The 16260-nt window shown below is 72.2% G+C and carries 14 protein-coding genes; 6 read left to right on the plus strand and 8 right to left on the minus strand.

Annotated features, from left to right (window positions below):
• Window positions 1–135 precede the first annotated feature (135 nt).
• On the plus strand, window positions 136–3024 hold the full coding sequence (locus ACIP4Z_RS10430) for an AAA family ATPase (RefSeq protein WP_401306404.1): 2889 nt from the start codon (window positions 136–138) through the stop codon (window positions 3022–3024).
• Between the two features lie 196 nt (window positions 3025–3220).
• Here ACIP4Z_RS10430 and ACIP4Z_RS10435 read toward each other — a convergent pair whose 3' ends face one another.
• Window positions 3221–3460 carry a hypothetical protein gene (locus ACIP4Z_RS10435; RefSeq protein ID WP_355344375.1) on the minus strand — a complete coding sequence of 80 codons (240 nt, stop codon included), beginning with the start codon at window positions 3458–3460 and terminating at the stop codon, window positions 3221–3223.
• 191 nt (window positions 3461–3651) lie between these two features.
• Window positions 3652–4962, minus strand: a complete 1311-nt coding sequence (locus ACIP4Z_RS10440; protein WP_401306406.1) for a Gfo/Idh/MocA family protein — start codon at window positions 4960–4962, stop codon at window positions 3652–3654.
• Between the two features lie 451 nt (window positions 4963–5413).
• Between ACIP4Z_RS10440 and ACIP4Z_RS10445 the strand changes: the two genes are divergently transcribed.
• Both ACIP4Z_RS10445 and ACIP4Z_RS10450 read left to right on the plus strand, forming a co-directional pair.
• The gene (locus ACIP4Z_RS10445; RefSeq protein WP_188281775.1) at window positions 5414–6421 is read left to right on the plus strand and encodes a LuxR C-terminal-related transcriptional regulator; all 1008 of its coding nucleotides are present in this window, start codon (window positions 5414–5416) and stop codon (window positions 6419–6421) included.
• A 134-nt stretch (window positions 6422–6555) separates the two neighbouring features.
• Window positions 6556–6990, plus strand: a complete 435-nt coding sequence (locus ACIP4Z_RS10450; RefSeq protein WP_391044452.1) for a hypothetical protein — start codon at window positions 6556–6558, stop codon at window positions 6988–6990.
• A gap of 153 nt (window positions 6991–7143) precedes the next feature.
• On the opposite strand, the gene ACIP4Z_RS10455 is transcribed toward ACIP4Z_RS10450, so the two are convergent.
• The 3 genes from ACIP4Z_RS10455 to ACIP4Z_RS10465 all read right to left on the minus strand — a co-directional run bounded on the left by ACIP4Z_RS10455 (window position 7144) and on the right by ACIP4Z_RS10465 (window position 8883).
• Entirely contained in the window at window positions 7144–7590 is a 447-nt protein-coding gene (locus ACIP4Z_RS10455) for a hypothetical protein (RefSeq protein ID WP_188281773.1), read from the minus strand.
• A gap of 126 nt (window positions 7591–7716) precedes the next feature.
• Complete coding sequence (locus ACIP4Z_RS10460) at window positions 7717–8217, minus strand: glutathione peroxidase (protein ID WP_391044449.1); 501 nt, start codon at window positions 8215–8217, stop codon at window positions 7717–7719.
• Between the two features lie 12 nt (window positions 8218–8229).
• Window positions 8230–8883 carry a pentapeptide repeat-containing protein gene (locus ACIP4Z_RS10465; RefSeq protein ID WP_391044447.1) on the minus strand — a complete coding sequence of 218 codons (654 nt, stop codon included), beginning with the start codon at window positions 8881–8883 and terminating at the stop codon, window positions 8230–8232.
• A 107-nt stretch (window positions 8884–8990) separates the two neighbouring features.
• Here ACIP4Z_RS10465 and ACIP4Z_RS10470 point away from each other — a divergent pair, with 107 nt between their 5' ends.
• Window positions 8991–10385: an FtsW/RodA/SpoVE family cell cycle protein gene (locus tag ACIP4Z_RS10470; protein ID WP_391044445.1), complete on the plus strand. Its 1395-nt coding sequence runs from the start codon at window positions 8991–8993 to the stop codon at window positions 10383–10385.
• Entirely contained in the window at window positions 10382–11842 is a 1461-nt protein-coding gene (locus tag ACIP4Z_RS10475; protein ID WP_401306412.1) for a peptidoglycan D,D-transpeptidase FtsI family protein, read from the plus strand. The genes ACIP4Z_RS10470 and ACIP4Z_RS10475 overlap by 4 nt, the downstream gene beginning before the upstream one ends.
• Before the next feature lie 34 nt (window positions 11843–11876).
• Here ACIP4Z_RS10475 and ACIP4Z_RS10480 read toward each other — a convergent pair whose 3' ends face one another.
• From ACIP4Z_RS10480 to ACIP4Z_RS10490, 3 genes are all read right to left on the minus strand, one after another.
• Complete coding sequence (locus tag ACIP4Z_RS10480) at window positions 11877–12758, minus strand: polysaccharide deacetylase family protein (protein WP_391161581.1); 882 nt, start codon at window positions 12756–12758, stop codon at window positions 11877–11879.
• 176 nt (window positions 12759–12934) lie between these two features.
• Window positions 12935–14119 carry a CapA family protein gene (locus tag ACIP4Z_RS10485; RefSeq protein WP_401306415.1) on the minus strand — a complete coding sequence of 395 codons (1185 nt, stop codon included), beginning with the start codon at window positions 14117–14119 and terminating at the stop codon, window positions 12935–12937.
• Window positions 14120–14149: 30 nt separating this feature from the next.
• Window positions 14150–15259 (minus strand): ferritin-like domain-containing protein, encoded by a 1110-nt coding sequence (locus ACIP4Z_RS10490; protein ID WP_355344403.1) that lies wholly within the window; start codon window positions 15257–15259, stop codon window positions 14150–14152.
• 105 nt (window positions 15260–15364) lie between these two features.
• Here ACIP4Z_RS10490 and ACIP4Z_RS10495 point away from each other — a divergent pair, with 105 nt between their 5' ends.
• Window positions 15365–16258 carry a diiron oxygenase gene (locus tag ACIP4Z_RS10495; protein WP_391161583.1) on the plus strand — a complete coding sequence of 298 codons (894 nt, stop codon included), beginning with the start codon at window positions 15365–15367 and terminating at the stop codon, window positions 16256–16258.
• Window positions 16259–16260 lie beyond the last annotated feature (2 nt).

Raw genomic sequence — 16260 nt, forward strand, 5'->3', positions numbered from 1 at the left:
CCCGTCCGGGAGCCGCGGCGGTTCCCGGACGGGGTGCCCCACACGCGACGCCTCCGACGACCGTCACGCCTTCTTGACAGGTGCACGATCGAAGCTGATGATCGGGGCCCACGCCGTGTCGGGAGGGCCCCGGGCATGACAGAAGCGACGCGTTCCGCAGGCAGGACCGCCGCCCGCCCCACCCCCACGAGGCGGGCTGCGGTCCGCAGCCGCGCCGCGCTGATGACCGCCGCGCGGGCCGCACTCGGCGGCGGCGCCGGTGTCCTGCTCACCGGCCCCGCCGGAATCGGCCGCAGCACCCTGCTGACGGCGCTGGCCGACGAACACGCCGCGGCCGGCCACCGCGTCCTGCGCTGCGCGCCCTCCCCCGCCGAGCGGCACCTGCCGTACGTCGGCCTCATCGACCTGCTGTCCGACGTCGGGGACAGCGCCTTCGCCGACCTCCCGCCGCCGGAACGCGACGCGCTGCGCGCCGCCCTGCGCCGCCCGCCCGCAGCGGCCGGGGCCGCTCCCCCCGACCCGCTCACCCTGCATCTGGCCCTGCTCCGCCTGCTCACCGCGCTCTGCGCCCGCTCCCCCGTCCTGCTGGCCGTGGACGACGTCCAGTGGCTCGACGCACCGACCGCCGCCCTCCTCGCCTTCGCCACCCGCCGCGCCGCCCGCCTGCCGCTGACCACCGCCGTCGCCCTCCGCGCGGACGGCGCCGCGTGGACGGGAGCCGAAGGGGCCGCGGTGCTGGACGTGCCGCCGATGACCGAGCGGGAGGTGGCCGAACTGCTCGGCGGGCGCGCGGTGGCGGCCCGCGTGCACGCCGAGAGCGGCGGAAACCCCTACGTGGCGCTGGAGTTGACCCGCGCGCTCGGCGAGGGCGAGACGGCGGGGCCGCTCCCCGTACCCCGTTCGCTGCGCGAGTCGCTGCTCGGCCGGGTGTCAGGTCTCACGGCCGGGGCGCGGACCACGGTGCTCGCCGCGAGCGCCGCCGAGCGGCCCACCGTACGGCTGTTGCGCCGGGCGGGGCGGGAGAACGCGGTGGCCGAACTGGCCGAGGCGGTACGGCAGGGGGTCGTGGAGCCGGTGCCGGACGGCGGGGCGGTGCGCTTCGTACCGCCGCTGCTGGCGCGGGTGGTGTACGAGGACGCGGAGCCCGACGAGCGGCGGCGGGTGCACACGGCGCTCGCGGCGGCGGCCGGTGATCCGGTCGAACGGGCCCACCACCTGGCGTCGTTGACGCCCGGCTGGGACGCGGAGGTGGCCGCCGCGCTGTCGGCGGCGGCGACCGCGGCGCGCCGCCGGGGCTCCCCCGCGACCGCGGCGAGACTCGGGCGGCTCGCGGCCGACCGCACTCCGCCGGGGGACGCGGCGGCCGAGACCGACCGGCTGCTGACGGCGGCGGAGGACGCGGTCGCGGCGGGCGACTACCCGCTGGCCCGCCGTATCGCGCACGAGGTGCTGCACGAACCGCCCGCCGAACCGGGCAGGCCCGCGGACCGGGTCAGGGCGTGGATGGTCATCGTGGACTCGTGCGGCCAGGCGATGGCCGAAGTGGCGGACGTCTTCCCGCAGGCGCTCGAGGACGCGCGGGACGACCCCCGGCTGCTGGCCCAGTTGCACCACCGGATGAGCTGGCGGGCCTGGATGGTGGAGGGCACGGCGGTCAAGGCCCATACGCACGCGGCGCGTTCGGCCGTACTGGCCAGGAGCGCGGGCGACCGCCGCACCGAACTGTCGGCGCTCAGCCAGCAGGCGGCCGTCGAGTTCTACCTCGGCCGCCCGGAGGCCGAGGACACCCTGGCCGCCGCGCTGGCGGGGCCGCAGGACCCGCGCGTGCTCTTCGACCACAACGGCCCGGTCTTCCTCAAGCACCGCCGCCATCTGCTGCACGACCGGCTGGACGACGCGCGGACCGAACTGCGGGCGCTGGTCTACACGGTACGGCGGCGCGGCTCGGCCGAGAGCCTGTGCCAGTGCCTGTCGGGCCTCGCCCAGGTGGAGATCCTGCGGGGCCGCTGCGAACGCGCCCTCGACCTGGCCCACCAGAGCCTGCGGATCGCGGAACAGGGCGGCCTGAGCCAGGGCCCCGCCTGGTACGCGGTCGCGCTCGCGGAGGCGGCGGGCGGCGGTACGGAACGGGCGCTGGCCGCCGCCGACCGGGCCAGACGGCACAGCGAGGACGACGACGACCAGCTCTTCCTGCCCAGGGCGCTGCACGCGGAGGGCCATGTGCGGCTGCTGCGCGGCGAGACGGCCGCGGCCGTGCACGCGCTCCAGCGGGCCAGGCTGCTGGAGACGGGACAGGGGCAGGGCGATCCGGCGATGCGCCGCTGGCAGGCGGACCTCGCCGAAGCACTGGTCAGGTCGGGCGCCACCGACGAGGCCGCCGACCTGGTCGCCGCGACCCGCGCGCAGGCCGCCCGGCTCGGCCGCCGCGGGCTGCTCGCCGTGCTCGACAGGGCCGCCGCGCTGGTCACCGAGGCGCGCGGCGACTCGGACGCGGCGGTGGCCCAACTCGGCGCGGCCGTCACCACGTTGACCGCGCTGCCGTATCCGCTGGAGGAGGGCAGGGCGCGGCTGGCGCTGGGACGGCTGCACGCCAGGCGCGGCGATCCGCGGGCGGCGCGGGCCGCGCTCGACGCGGCGGCGCGGGTCTTCCGCGCGGCCCGCGCGCACCCGTGGCTGGCGCTGACCGACGCCGAGGCCGACCGCGTCGACCGCGATGACCGGCTCGACCGGCTCGGCGGGTACGACCGGTTCGGCGGGTACGACGGGTTCGACCGCGTCGACCCGCCGGGCCGTGCGCACGACCGGGCCGCGCCGCTCACTGCGCTCAGCGACGCCGAGCGCCGGGTCGCCGCGCTGGCGGCGCGCGGCGCGAGCAACCGGGAGATCGCCGCGACCCTGGTGATCAGCGTCAAGACCGTCGAGGCCGCCCTCACCCGCGCCTACCGCAAGCTCAGCGTCCGCTCCCGCGTCGATCTGGCCAGGGTCGCCCTCGACCACCCGGCCGCCGACCGCCACGAGGTCTGACGGCGAGCGTGCGTACGTGACGCGAACACGGCCTCGCGGCACGTGCGGAGGTACCGACGTACGGCCTTACGGAACCGCGGACTTGGGGGAGAACGCCGAGGGGCGCCCCGCCCGGTCGGCGGAACACCCCTTCGTACGAGCGAGTCGGCCGCCCCCGTGAACGACCGGCCCGCCTCGCCCTGTGCCTGACGCGAGGTCAGTGCATCCAGAGCAGGTAGAAGTTGTTGGTGCCCAACTCACAGATGTAGACCGGGCCGTGGATGGGCGCGTTGGCCTGTGCCTGGGCGACACACGAAGCGTAGGTCGGGAAGTAGCCCATGAACATGAAGCCGCTGCCGGGCGGCGGGGAAGCCTGGGCCGCGCCGGCGAAGACGCCGAGGCCGAGCAGGGCGGTGGCCACCAGCGTTCCGGTGCGGGCCATCAGTCGCTTGGTCATGTGCACAACTCCTTTCCGGGCAGGCGAAAGCGCCTGCGGGGGGAGGGAAGGGGGCTTGCGTGTGCGGATCAGACGTCCAGATCAGAGCTGTTCGGGCCGCGCGCCGTGATCGAACGTTAGCCGTTGACTACAGGCCGCAGCAATAGGTCTAGGCCAATGTGTGACAGCAGCCGACGGATGGCCCTCGTGGGTCAGGTGAGGCGCAGCGCCGCCTCGCGGACGGCCAGCGTGTCCTGCCTGACCTCGCGCAGACCGGGCAGCGCGGCACCACCCCCGACGCCGCCCTCGACACCCCCGCCGACCCCGGCACCGGCCCCGGCCCCGACTCCGGCCCCGCCGCTCCCGTCCCCGCGCAGGCTCCCCGCCCACGCCACCAGCTGCCGACGGAAACCCGTACGCCCCGGCTCCGCGGTGTACGTGCGCCGCGTCCCGAGGCCCGGCCCGGCGTCCCAGGTGTCGACGTGCAAAGTGGCCGCCTCGTCGCGGGCGTACGGCGAGGGCAGGGTGAGGGTGGCCACCGAGTCCTCCGCCACGCACTCCAGCGTCTCCCGGTAGCGGCGGTGCCCGGGCAGCCGTACATGGGTGAGGTCGACCAGCAGGCCGTCGGCCGGGCGCCAGCGCGCGCTCACCGCGCTCGTACCCGCCCAGCCGGTGGCGTCGAGCAGCCGCCCGTGCAGCCGCAGGTCCCCGCCCGCCAGGATCGCGTGCACCAGATTGACCTGGTGGATCAGCGAGCCGCCGAGGCCGCGGGCGTACGCCTCACGCCGCCGCGCCGCCACCGCCGCGCCCGCCGTCGCCTCCGTCGCCTCCGCCGTCACCTCCGTCGCTCCGGGGCCGAGCGCGCGGGCCAGCGCCGCCTCGGCCGGCGGCGGCTGCGGGCCGAAGGGCGGCGGCGGATACGGCAGCAGGTGCTCGACCTGGTGCGGCGCGTTGGGGTCGTGGATGTCGGCGGTGATCCGGCGGACGGCGGGCAGGTGCTCCCGGCAGTGGTCGAGGAAGCGGGCCACGACCGGGTCGTGCCGCTTCATGTAACCCGCCGCCACCGGCACCCCCGAGCGCCGCTCGGCCGCCGCCAGCTCGTCGATCTCCGCGAGGTCGAGGCTGACCGGTTTCTCGCAGAGCACCGGCAGGCCCCGTTCTAGACACCCCAGGACCACATCCCGGTGCGTCCACCACGGCGTGCAGACCAGCGCGGCCCGCGCCCCGGCCCGTACCGCCTCGTCCAGCGTCCGGCAGACGGCGACACCGTCCGCCGGGCGCACGCCACCGACCGGGCTCCCGGTTCCGGCCGGTGTCACCCCACCGGCCCCGTCCGCCGCACAGGACCCGGCACCCGCCCGCGTACCGGGAAACCAGGCCCGTACGGCCGCGGTGTGCGCCGGATCGGGGTCGATGACGGCGACCGGGCGCAGCAGCTCCGGGAGGTCCCGCATCTCGCGCAGATGCGCCGCGTGCGCCACCTTGCCCGCGCCGATCAACGCCACGGGAACCGGTTGTCCCATCGGTCCGCACCCCTTTTCCGTCTCTCTCCCAGCGCATCACACGGCGGGCGGCGCGCGCCCGCCGGGGTGAGGGTCACTGGCGTGGCGACCGATGGTGCCCGACCATGTATGCGTGGAGGTGCGACGATGCGGTGGCCAGTGTCAAAAACAGGTATTGACATGCCGACGTGTGCCCAAGAGGATGTTTCCCACGTTGGCGCCCTGCGCCTCCGCACCCATTCGACGCGGGCGACGAATAGGCGATGTGCAACCGGAAAAGTCGCACTTGCGGGCTTCCGGTCGCCGGGCCGCGCCGGTAATACCCCTCACTCCTGGAAGCACTCATGGAACCGGCGGCGAACACTCGTCCGCCGGCTTAGGACAGAACCGTTGCTAGAGTCGCTTCGGGTGCTGTCGGCACGCCGCGGGCCGACCCACGGGACCGGTCCGCGGTGACGAGAGGGGGCTAGCCGTGGCGGGAGTTGTTCGCAGTGGCGGGGCGGATGCCGAGGACATCGGTCTCGCTCTGTACCAGACGCTGCGCACCAACGGATCCATAGCCCCGGAGAAGGCGGCCGCGGGCATCGGGCTGACCGACGCCGAGGCCAGGGCCGGTTGGTCGGAGCTGCGGGAGCTGGGGCTCATACGCGCCGGTCGGGTGCCGGAGGAGGTCGATTCGGTGGAGCCCGACACCGCCCTGATCGGCCTGCTGGCCCGGCAGCGCGAGGCGCTCCAGGCCCAGCGCGACGAGTTGTCCTCGATCGTGCGGGCGGCCGAGTCGCTGATGGAGCGCTACCGCCCCGCGGTGTTGCGCGACGCGGCGGAGATCGAGGTGGAACTCCTCATCGGGGAAAACCGTAAGCGGCAGTCCATCGGCGATTTCAATGCGCGCATCACGGAATCCACCGGTTCGATGCATCCGGGACCGCTGCCGCCCGCCGAAGTTCTCGTGCATTCCATCGCCGCGGACAGCGCGCTTATCGAGCGGGGCGTGAAAGTCCGCGCCGTATACGGGCAGAGCATTAATTCCGCGCCACGTCAACGTAAATACCTGACGGAACTCTCGGCGGTCGGAGTCGAGGTCAGGCTGGCGACCCAGGTCCCCTTCGACCTCCTGATAGCGGATTCGCACAGCGCGCTTGTCTCGGCCAATCCCGACAACCCTTCGGGCCCCGCGGTCATCGTCCGCGGCGCGGCCCTGGTCCGGTCGTACGTGGCGCTCTACGAGGACTGCTGGCTGCGCGCGGTGCCGTACTCGGCGAAGTCGGCAGGGAGCTTCGACTCGGGGGGCGAGCTGACCGAACAGCACCGCACGACGATGCGACTTCTGGCCAACGGGCTGACAGATGAGCGGATCGCGCGCAAACTAGGGGTGTCCCTGCGCACTGTGAGTCGCCTGGTATCAGAGATCATGCGATATCTCCAGGCGGACAGCCGGTTCCAGGCGGGAGTCCTCGCTGCGGCCCATGGGCTAATTTGACCTGCGCATTCGCGCCATTGCGCACTTACGCACAACCGGAATCTGGCCTGGCCCTGTCCGATTTTGACATCATCGGCAGGGCTACGCGTACCTATCACCCCCTTGAGCGCCTGCCCTCCCAACGAAGGATCACGATGTCGCGCATCCGGCACACGACCAAGATTTCCGCCGTCGCCGCCCTGGTGCTCGCTCTGTCGTCGGCTATCGGAACAACCGTCGCCTTCGCCGACGCCGGTTCGGATTCCGCTCCGGCGCCCAGTGCACCCGCGGACACGTCGGTGGCCCCGGACAACTGGTTCCCCGGTGCTCAGCCCGCGAACTGGTTCCCCGGCGCCAGCGCGGACACCGGCCCGGACAACTGGTTCCCGAACGCCGTACCGGCGAACTGGTTCCCCACCGCGAGCGCCGTATCCCCCGACAACTGGTTCCCGGGTGCCGTACCCGTGAACTGGTTCCCCAGCGCCGTGGCCGTCTCCCCCGACAACTGGTTCCCGAACGCCGTCCCCGCCGGGAACTGGTTCCCGAATATCGCCCCGACCGATGTGACCGTGTCATCACTGTCGGTTTAATTTCCCCGAGCTCTCCGCGCCACCAGGTCCTGGTTTCCCCGCCGGACCCCGGCGCCGCAAGACCCGCCAAGACCCGCACAGCGCTGTACGGCCCGTGAGCGATATTCACGGGCCGTACAGCGTTTCCTGCATTGTGGGGGGAATCCTGGGGGCTCAGGGAGCCGATGTCACTTCCTGACAGGGGCGGGCGATCCGCAGGGACCGCCGCACCAGTTCATCGATGTCCGTGGCCGCGTCCTCGGCTGCCGGATGTACGGCGAGCCAGCCGAGGTGGCGGCGCAGGAAGGCCGCGAGGGCCGGCACCGTCCGTAGGGGGAGACGGACGGTGCGGCCCTCGACAATCAGATCGGCCCAGGAGGCGAGTGTGCCTCGTATGGCGGCGCGCGCCTCGACAGCCGGCCCGTTCAGGGGGATGCCGGGCCGGGCAGTGCCGGTCAGTCGGTCGCCGGAGTTCGGCGCCGGTACGAGTGCCACCTCCAACTCGCCGTATACCCGGGGAAGCAAGGCGAGTTGCCGATCCAACCGCTCCTGGCAAGGAACGCACAGGGCAGGGTCCGTCTCGACACAAAGGTGTCCGCTACGGAAATCAATCTCCTGCACTGCCGCTGTCCCTTCCTCGCTTGGGGCGGTAAGAAGAGCGAACCAGGAACAGGGTGATCCGGACAATGTCCACGGACCGGCCGGATTCTGCCATGGCGCAATCGCGCATCTAAGCACGTGGCAAGGTCACGACGGAAGCTGTGCCTCAATCGCCCCAACGACCTCCGCAGCCTCGGGCTCGGTCCGCGGCCGAAAACGCCCGACGATTTCTCCCGAGGCGCTGACCAGGAACTTCTCGAAGTTCCAGGTGATGTCACCGGCTTCTCCGGCCGCGTCGGGCACATCGGTCAGCCTGGCGTAGAGCGGATGCCGGTTCGCGCCATTGACATCCGCCTTCTCCAGCAGCGGGAAGCTGACGCCGTAGGTCGTGGAGCAGAAGGTCTGGATCTCCTCGGCGGTGCCGGGCTCCTGTCCGCCGAACTGGTTGCACGGCACGCCGAGGACGGTGAAGCCGCGGTCGGCGTAGCGCTTCTGCAACCTCTCCAGGCCCTCGTACTGCGGGGTCAGGCCGCACTTGGAGGCGACGTTGACCACCAGGACGGCCTTGCCCGCGTGGGCGCCGAGGGTGGTGGGGTCGCCGTCGATGGTGTTCAGGGGGATGTCGTAGAGGCTTGCGGGGTTGCTCATGAGTGAATTCTCCTATCGGTCCGTGACCGTGATGCCCAGGGTCTGGGCGAGCGCGGGGGCGAGGTCGAGAAGCTGCGAGGAGCTGATGACGGCGCCGCGCAGCGACTCGTATCCGTCGGCGAGGTCGATGGTGACCGCGCCGCGCAGGTCGGCCTTCTTCAGCGTCGCGCGGCCGAGCCGGGCGCGCTCGATGCTGCTGCCGGGGAAGGTCACCCCGTTCAGCTTGGCCTCGCCGAAGTCGACGTCGCGCAGGACGCAGTCCTCGAAGGCCACGTCGTGCAGGGCGGTGGCGCGCAGATTCACGGAGTCCAGTTTGCAGCGCCGGAAGGTGACCCGGCGCAGCACGGCTCCGAACGCCTCCACGCCGGCCAGCGAGCAGGCGGTGAGCGAGGAGTCCAGCCAGTCGCTCTCGGCGAGCGAGACGCCCGTGAAGCGGCTGCCGGTGGCCCACAGGTCGTTGATCCGGGACCGGCGCAGGGTGGTGTCCGTGAAGGTGCAGTCGGTGACCGCGCACTCCAGGAAGCGGGAGCCGTTGGCCGCCTCGTCCTCGAAGGCGAGGCGGTCGAAGTGGACGGTGTCGTAGTCCCCTTCGACGGCCAGCGGGCCGGTGTGAGGACGCAGCAGATCGGCGTACGGAAGGTCGGCGAGTTCGTCCGGGGGTGTCACTCGGCCAGCGTACGCGGCACCTCCGACAGCGCCCCGTGAGGCATCGGCGGCCCACCGGGAAGCCGACTTAAGGGACATACACCCCACCCCTTGCTAGGTTGCAGCCCATGAGCGCAACCAGCGCCGCGGCGGCGGACGCTCCCCCGGCCGCCCTGCGGATGCCCCGCCGCCGCGGTGTGGAGCTGTCGCTGATCGTCGCCGCGGTACTGATCTCGGTGTACGGCTACGCGGAGGTCGGCCTGGCCAGGAACGGCGCGGTGCCGCCCGACGCCGCGGCCTACGGGGCGGGCCTGGGCGTGCTCGCGCTCCTGGCCCACCTCGCGGTCCGGGCCCGCGCCCCCTACGCCGATCCGCTGCTGCTGCCGATCGCCGTGCTGCTCAACGGCTTCGGCCTGGTGCTGATCTACCGCCTCGACCTGGAGCCGGTGCTCGGCGGCCGGGCGGCGCCCACCCAGCTGATCTGGTCCACGCTCGGGGTGGCGCTGTTCATCGCGGTGGTGCTGGCGCTGCGCGACCACAGGACACCGGCCCGCTACGCGTACATCAGCGTGACCGCCGCGCTGCTGCTCATGGTGCTGCCGATCTTCTTCCCCGCGATCAACGGCGCGAAGATCTGGATCAGGGTCGCCGGATTCTCCTTCCAGCCGGGCGAGTTCGCCAAGGTGCTGCTCGCGGTCTTCTTCGCCGCCTACCTGTCGGCCAACCGCGCGGCGCTGGCGTACGCGGGCCGCCGGGTGTGGCGGCTGCAACTGCCCACCGGCCGCGTGCTGGGCCCGGTGGTGGCGATCTGGCTGCTCAGCGTCGGCGTCCTGGTGGTCGAGCGCGACCTGGGCACCTCGCTGCTCTTCTTCGGCCTGTTCGTGATCATGCTGTACGTGGCGACCGGGCGGACCGGCTGGATCGCCGTGGGGCTGCTGCTCGCCGGGGTGGGCGCGTGCGCGGTCGGCGCGCTGGAGCCGCATGTGCACAGCAGGGTGCAGGACTGGCTGCACCCCTTCGCGACCATCGACGCGGGCATCGGCCCCAACCAGATCTCGCAGTCGCTGTTCGCCTTCGCCAACGGCGGGGTGCTCGGCACCGGGCTCGGCCAGGGCCACTCCGCGCTGATCGGCTTCGCCGCGAAGTCGGACTTCATCCTGGCCACCGCGGGCGAGGAGCTGGGCCTGTTCGGACTGACCGCGCTGCTCCTGCTGTACGCGCTGCTGGTGGCGCGCGGCTTCCGGGCCGGGCTCGCGCTGCGCGACCCCTTCGGGCGGCTGCTCGCGGTCGGCCTGACCTCGATCCTGGCGCTCCAGGTCTTCGTGATCACCGGCGGGGTGATGGACCTGATCCCGATGACGGGCATGGCAATGCCGTTCCTCGCGCAGGGCGGCTCGTCCGTCGTGACCAACTGGATCATCGTGGCGCTGCTGATCCGGCTCAGCGACAGCGCCCGCCGCCCGGCGCCCGATCTGCCCGAGGGGCCGCCGGACCAGCTCGCGCCGCTGGAGCGGACCCGGTGATCCGCTGTGTGCGGCACGCCGCCGCCTTCTGCTTCCTGCTGCTGGTCGCGCTGCTGCTCAACGCGGCGCGGGTGCAGGTCGTCAAGGCGTCCGCGTACGACGGCAACCCGGCCAACCGGCGGATCGCGATCACCCGTTACCACCAGCCGCGCGGCGACATCCTCGTCGGCGGCTCCCCGGTGACCGGATCACGCGACGCGGGCGGCCAGTTGAGGTACCAGCGGACGTACGCCGACGGGCCGCTGTACGCGCCGGTGACCGGCTTCGCCTCGCAGACGTACGGCACGACGCTGCTGGAGGGCACCGAGGACGGCGTGCTGTCGGGCACGGCCTCGCAGTTGGCGTCGGTGCCGCTGTGGAACGAGATCACCCGGGCGCGGCAGCGCGGCGGCGATGTGCACACCACGATCGACGCGGCGGCGCAGCGGGCGGCGTACACCGGCCTCGCGGGCCGCAGGGGCGCGGTGGCCGCGGTGGATCCGGCGACCGGGCGGATTCTGGCGCTGGTGTCGTCGCCGTCGTACGACCCGGCGGCGCTGTCGGGCACCGGCGCGGCGGTGAACGACGCGTGGACGCGGATGAACACGGACACAAGTCAGCCGATGCTGGACCGGGCGATCCGGCAGACGTATCCGCCGGGTTCGACGTTCAAGGTCGTCACGGCCGCCGCCGCGCTCCAGAGCGGCAAGGTCACCGATCTGCTGGCGCCGACGCGCTCGCCCGATCCGTACCGGCTGCCGGGTTCGACGGCCACGCTCACCAACGAGGGCGGCGGCTGCGCCGACGCCAGCATGTACGACGCCTTCCGGGTGTCGTGCAACACCGTCTTCGCCAAGCTGGGCGCCGACGTGGGGCTGGCCGGGATGCGGGCGCAGGCGCAGGCGTTCGGCTTCAACGACACGCGGCTGCGGATTCCGCCGTCCGTCGCGAAGAGCAACTTCGACACGCGGATGAGCCCCGACCAGGTGGCGCTCTCCTCGATCGGGCAGTTCGACACGACCGCGACGCCGTTGCAGATGGCGATGGTGGCGGCGGCGGTCGGCAACGGCGGGGTGCTGATGGCGCCGTACCTGGTGGACTCGGTGACCAACCACAGCGGGGCGACGGTCTCCGCCGACGGGCCGCGGACGCTGCACCGGGCGATGAGCGAGGGCACCGCGCGGCAGCTCCAGCAGCTGATGGAGGCGGTGGTCACCGACGGCACCGGCACCAACGCGGCGATCCCCGGTGTCGTCGTCGGCGGCAAGACCGGCACCGCGCAGCACGGTGTGGACAACACCGGGACGCCGTACGCCTGGTTCATCTCCTACGCGAAGCCGCCGGGCGGTACGCAGGCGTCGGTGGCGGTGGCGGTGGTCGTCGAGGACGCGGAGGCGGTGCGGGCGGACATCTCCGGCGGCGGGAACGCGGCGCCCGTCGCGCGGGCGGTCATGCAGGCGGTGCTGAACGCGCGCTGACGTGCCGTCGGGGACAAGTGCCGTGCGACGGCGGTCACTTCACCTTGGGGAAGCTGAAGGCGTAGCCCTGCCCCTTGAGCCAGGGCAGGATCTGCTCCAGCGCGTCCACGGTCTGCTCGCGGTCGCCGCCGCCGTCGTGGAAGAGGATCGTCGGGCCGTTGCTCAGCTCGTACTTGATGGTCTGCACGATCGTGCCGACGCCGGGCTTGGTGTAGTCCTTGGTGTCGACGTTCCAGCCGAGCGGGCGCATGCCGTGCTGGGCGGCGAGCGCGCGGCTGGCCGGGGTGAAGGCGCCGCCGGGGGCGCGGTAGTACTGCACGGGCGCGCCGCCCGAGGCTTCCTCGATCATGGCGTAGGCGTCCATGATCTCCTTCTGCTGGTACGCGAAGGGCTTGTGGTCCATCGACTCGTCGTGGGTCACGGTGTGGTCGCACAGCCGGTGTCCCGCGGCGACGACGGCGCGTACGAGATCGGGGTGGGCCTTGGCCTGCGGGCCGATCATGCAGAAGGTGGCGTGGACGCCGTGCTGCTTGAGGACGTCGAGCACCTTGGGCGTCCAGACCGGGTCGGGTCCGTCGTCGATGGTGATGTTGACGGCCTTGCCCGCGGCTTCCGGCGCGTGCACGATCGTGTCGGGCACCGCGGCCACGGTGGGTATGTGGCTGGTGGGTGTGCCGGACGGGCCGGTCGAACCCGCGCCCGTACCGCCGCCGTCGCTCCCGTTGCCGCCGCCCTTGCCGCCGCCGTTCACCCCGCCGATGACGCCGGTGCCGTTGTTCGCCGACGCCTTGCCGTGCCCGTGTGCCAGGACCGCGGTGGCCACCGACGCGATCACCACCACCAGGACCGCCATCGTGATGGCCGCCGCCTGCGGCATCGTCCTCAGTCGCCCCACCGAGAATCGCCCTCCGGTCATCGTCTGTACCCGCCCGCCTCGTTGATTCCATCGACCCGGTCCGCGCCGTGTTCCACGCGCTGTCCGCACGGCCGGCCGTCCCCCCGGCTCCGCGACCGAATAGATGCTGCTGCCTCCGCGTCGGTTCCGCCATGGGCACGTCGGCGACACTGCCGTTACAGAACCCGGACGTCCGGCTAACTCCCTGGTGGCGACGTCAGCCCGGTGCACCGGCGCAACTGCTCGTACCGGTCGGTGATCCGCTGTCCCGCCGCGCCGGTCCGCGGCTGCGGTACGCCCGCGCCGTCGACGAGGGCGGGCGCGAAGACGGCGCGGGTGACCTTGCCGCGGCGGACGGTCAGTGTGGTGACGCCGGTCTCGTCGGAGTGCGGGTACGGCGAGGAGCCGTACCAGAGGAAGTTGCCGAACCCGTAGGCCACATAGGTCGGGCCGAGCATGCCGGAGCCGAGCATCACATGGGCGTGGGTGCCGACGACCGCGGTGGCCCCGGCCGCCGACAGGTCGGCCGCGATCGACTTCTGCTCCGGCCCCGGGCAGCTCTGGCCCTCGGTGCCCCAGTGCAGATAGACCACCACGACGTCGGCGTGCGCCTTGGCGTCCCTGACCGCCTTCAGCAGCCGGGGGCGGTCGAGCGCGGAGGCGATGCCGGGGGCGGTGGCGGTGGCCCGGAAGTTCTCGTTGGTGATGTCGTAGACCTGGCTGGCGGCGACGACCGCGAGGCGTACGCCGTTGACGGTCTCGGTGTACGGGCGGTACGCCTGCGCCGCGTCGGCGCCGATGCCGACCACGGGGACCGGCGCCACGCGCTTGGCCGCGAGGCTGTCGGCCAGGCCCTGGGCGCCGTAGTCCACGGCGTGGTTGTTGGCCATGGTGACGGCGTCGACGCCGGACCGCTGGAGCGCGGCGAGCGCGTCGGGGCCGGTCCTGAAGTGGTACTTCTTCGGCTGCGGGGTGCCGCGCGTGGTGATCGCGGACTCCAGGTTGACCATCGAGAAGTCGGCGGCGGCCAGCGCCGTCGACATCGGCCCGAGCGCCGGGTCGATGCCGAGCCGGTTCGCCGTCCGCTCGGTGAAGTGCACGTCCCCGGCGAAGGCGAGGGTCACGGTGCCGACGGGCTCGGCCGGGCGCGCGGCGGCGTCCGCCGTCGGCGTCGAGGAGGGCGCGGCGCCGCCGGTCGTGGCGGTGCGCGAGTCCGGTGCGGGTCCGGCCTCGGTGGAGCCGCCGCGGCCGTAGGCCACGTACAGGGAACCGGCGGCGACGAGCAGCAGCGCCGTACCGCCGACGACGGTGTTTCTGCGTCGGCGGCGTGCTCTGGCCCGGCGGGTCTCGCGCCGCGATTCCGGTCCGGCTCCCTCGTTCATCGGACAAGCGTACGATCCGCTCGCCGTAGGTCAGTGCGGGGCCGCCCCCTGCGCGATGGCGTCGGTGACCTCGGCCACGCGGGCCTGCTCCTCGGCGGCGAAGCGTTCCGCGTCGAGTTTCTCCGCGATCTCCTCGTCCTCGTCCATGAGCTGGTCGAGGTTGGAGTCACCGAGGTCGAAGACGCCCATGTCGAGGTACGCCTTCTGGAGCCGGGGTCCCCACAGGCCGATGTCCTTCACGCACGGCACGATGCGGCTGAAGAGCAGCTTGCGGAACAGGTGCAGGAATTCGGAGCGTTCGGTCATCTCGGCGGCCTCGGCGGTGGGGATGCCGAAGTTCTCCAGGACTTCGAGGCCGCGCAGCCGGTCGCGCATCAGGTAGCAGCCCTCGATGACGAAGTCCTCGCGCTCGCGCAGTTCGGCGTCGGTGAGCTGCTTGTAGTAGTCGCGCAGCGCCATCCGTCCGAAGGCGACGTGCCGGGCCTCGTCCTGCATGACGTAGGCCAGGATCTGCTTGGGCAGCGGCTTGGTGGTGGTGTCGCGGATCATGCCGAAGGCGGCGAGCGCCAGGCCCTCGATGAGCACCTGCATGCCGAGGTAGGGCATGTCCCAGCGCGCGTCGCGCAGGGTGTCGCCGAGCAGCGCCTGGAGGTTGTCGTTGATCGGGTAGACCATCCCGACCTTGTCCTGGAGGAAGCGGCCGTAGATCTCGGCGTGCCGGGCCTCGTCCATGGTCTGGGTGGCGGAGTAGAACTTCGCGTCGAGGTCGGGGACGGACTCCACGATCCGGGCGGCGCAGATCATCGCGCCCTGCTCGCCGTGGAGGAACTGGCTGAACTGCCAGGAGGTGTAGTGCTGCCGCAGCAGCCCGCGGTCGCGGGCGTTCATCGCGTCCCAGTAGCGGCTGCCGTAGATGGACATGGCCTCGTCGGGGGTGCCGAGCGGGTCGTACGGGTCGACCTCCAGGTCCCAGGCGATGCGCTTGGCCGCGTCCCACTGCTTGTCCTTGCCCTTCTGGTAGAGGGCGAGCAGGCGTTCGCGGCCGTCGCCGTACTCCCAGGAGAAGCGGGCGGCGCCCTGGGCCGGGACCTGCCAGATCCACTCGGTGGGCGGTTGCGTGTACAGGGCTTCCGTCGACATCGGCGGCTCCATTCCACGTGCGCGGGGTCTTGACGGGCTTGTTGACACAGAGTCTCATAAGAGTCGTACCGCAGGTAACCCTCATGCGCCGGAGGCCACTTCACGATGGACACCAGCCTGATCGACCGCGAGAAGACCGCGGAGCGGCTGCTGGCCGCGTCCGCCAAGCACTCGTTCGACCCGGACACCGAGCTGGACTGGGACGCGCCCTTCGAGGAAGGCAAGTGGTTCTGGCCGCCGGAGCTGGTGTCGCTGTACGACACCCCGCTGTGGAAGCGGATGTCGCAGGAGCAGCGCGTCGAACTGAGCCGCCACGAGGCGGCGTCGCTGTGCTCGATCGGCGTCTGGTTCGAGACGATCCTCATGCAGCTCCTGCTGCGGCACACCTACGACCTGGACCCGACCAGCAACCATGTGCGGTACGCGCTGACGGAGATCGCCGACGAGTGCCGGCACTCGAAGATGTTCGCGCGGGCCGTGACGAAGATGGGCACGCCCACCTACCGCCCCAGCAGGCTCGACCACAATCTCGGCCGGCTGATCAAGACGGTGTCCACCACGCCCGGCGCCTTCACCGGCACGCTGCTGGCCGAGGAGATCCTGGACTGGATGCAGCGGCTGACCTTCCCCGACGACCGCGTGCAGCCCTTCGTCCAGGGTGTGACCCGGATTCACGTGGTCGAGGAGGCCCGGCACATCCGCTACGCCCGCGAGGAGCTGCGCCGCCAGATGGTGACGGCGCCGCGCTGGGAGGTCGAATTCACCCGGCTGACCTCCGCGCAGGCCGCCAGGACCATCGCCCGTTCGCTGATCAGCCCGCAGGTCTACGCGTCGGTGGGCCTCGACCCCGTCCAGGCGGCCGAGGCGGCCCGCACCAGCCCGCACCGCCGCGAGGTGATGCGGCAGTCGGCGAAGCGGCTGATGGACTTCCTGGACGAGATCGGGCTGATCAAGGGCCCGAGCCGCAAGCTGTGGCGCTCTTCCGGACTGCTCGGCTGACC

The organism is Streptomyces sp. NPDC088910, from assembly GCF_044749865.1.
Lineage (GTDB): Bacteria > Actinomycetota > Actinomycetes > Streptomycetales > Streptomycetaceae > Actinacidiphila.

Bases quoted from the DNA above. Each gene is read 5' to 3' on its own strand.
- ACIP4Z_RS10435 (WP_355344375.1), bottom strand. From the start codon at position 3,460: ATGACCAAGCGACTGATGGCCCGCACCGGAACGCTGGTGGCCACCGCC.
- ACIP4Z_RS10485 (WP_401306415.1), bottom strand. From the start codon at position 14,119: ATGAACGAGGGAGCCGGACCGGAATCGCGGCGCGAGACCCGCCGGGCC.
- ACIP4Z_RS10460 (WP_391044449.1), bottom strand. From the start codon at position 8,217: ATGAGCAACCCCGCAAGCCTCTACGACATCCCCCTGAACACCATCGAC.
- ACIP4Z_RS10430 (WP_401306404.1), top strand. From the start codon at position 136: ATGACAGAAGCGACGCGTTCCGCAGGCAGGACCGCCGCCCGCCCCACC.
- ACIP4Z_RS10440 (WP_401306406.1), bottom strand. From the start codon at position 4,962: ATGGGACAACCGGTTCCCGTGGCGTTGATCGGCGCGGGCAAGGTGGCG.
- ACIP4Z_RS10450 (WP_391044452.1), top strand. From the start codon at position 6,556: ATGTCGCGCATCCGGCACACGACCAAGATTTCCGCCGTCGCCGCCCTG.
- ACIP4Z_RS10480 (WP_391161581.1), bottom strand. From the start codon at position 12,758: ATGACCGGAGGGCGATTCTCGGTGGGGCGACTGAGGACGATGCCGCAG.
- ACIP4Z_RS10490 (WP_355344403.1), bottom strand. From the start codon at position 15,259: ATGTCGACGGAAGCCCTGTACACGCAACCGCCCACCGAGTGGATCTGG.
- ACIP4Z_RS10470 (WP_391044445.1), top strand. From the start codon at position 8,991: ATGAGCGCAACCAGCGCCGCGGCGGCGGACGCTCCCCCGGCCGCCCTG.
- ACIP4Z_RS10495 (WP_391161583.1), top strand. From the start codon at position 15,365: ATGGACACCAGCCTGATCGACCGCGAGAAGACCGCGGAGCGGCTGCTG.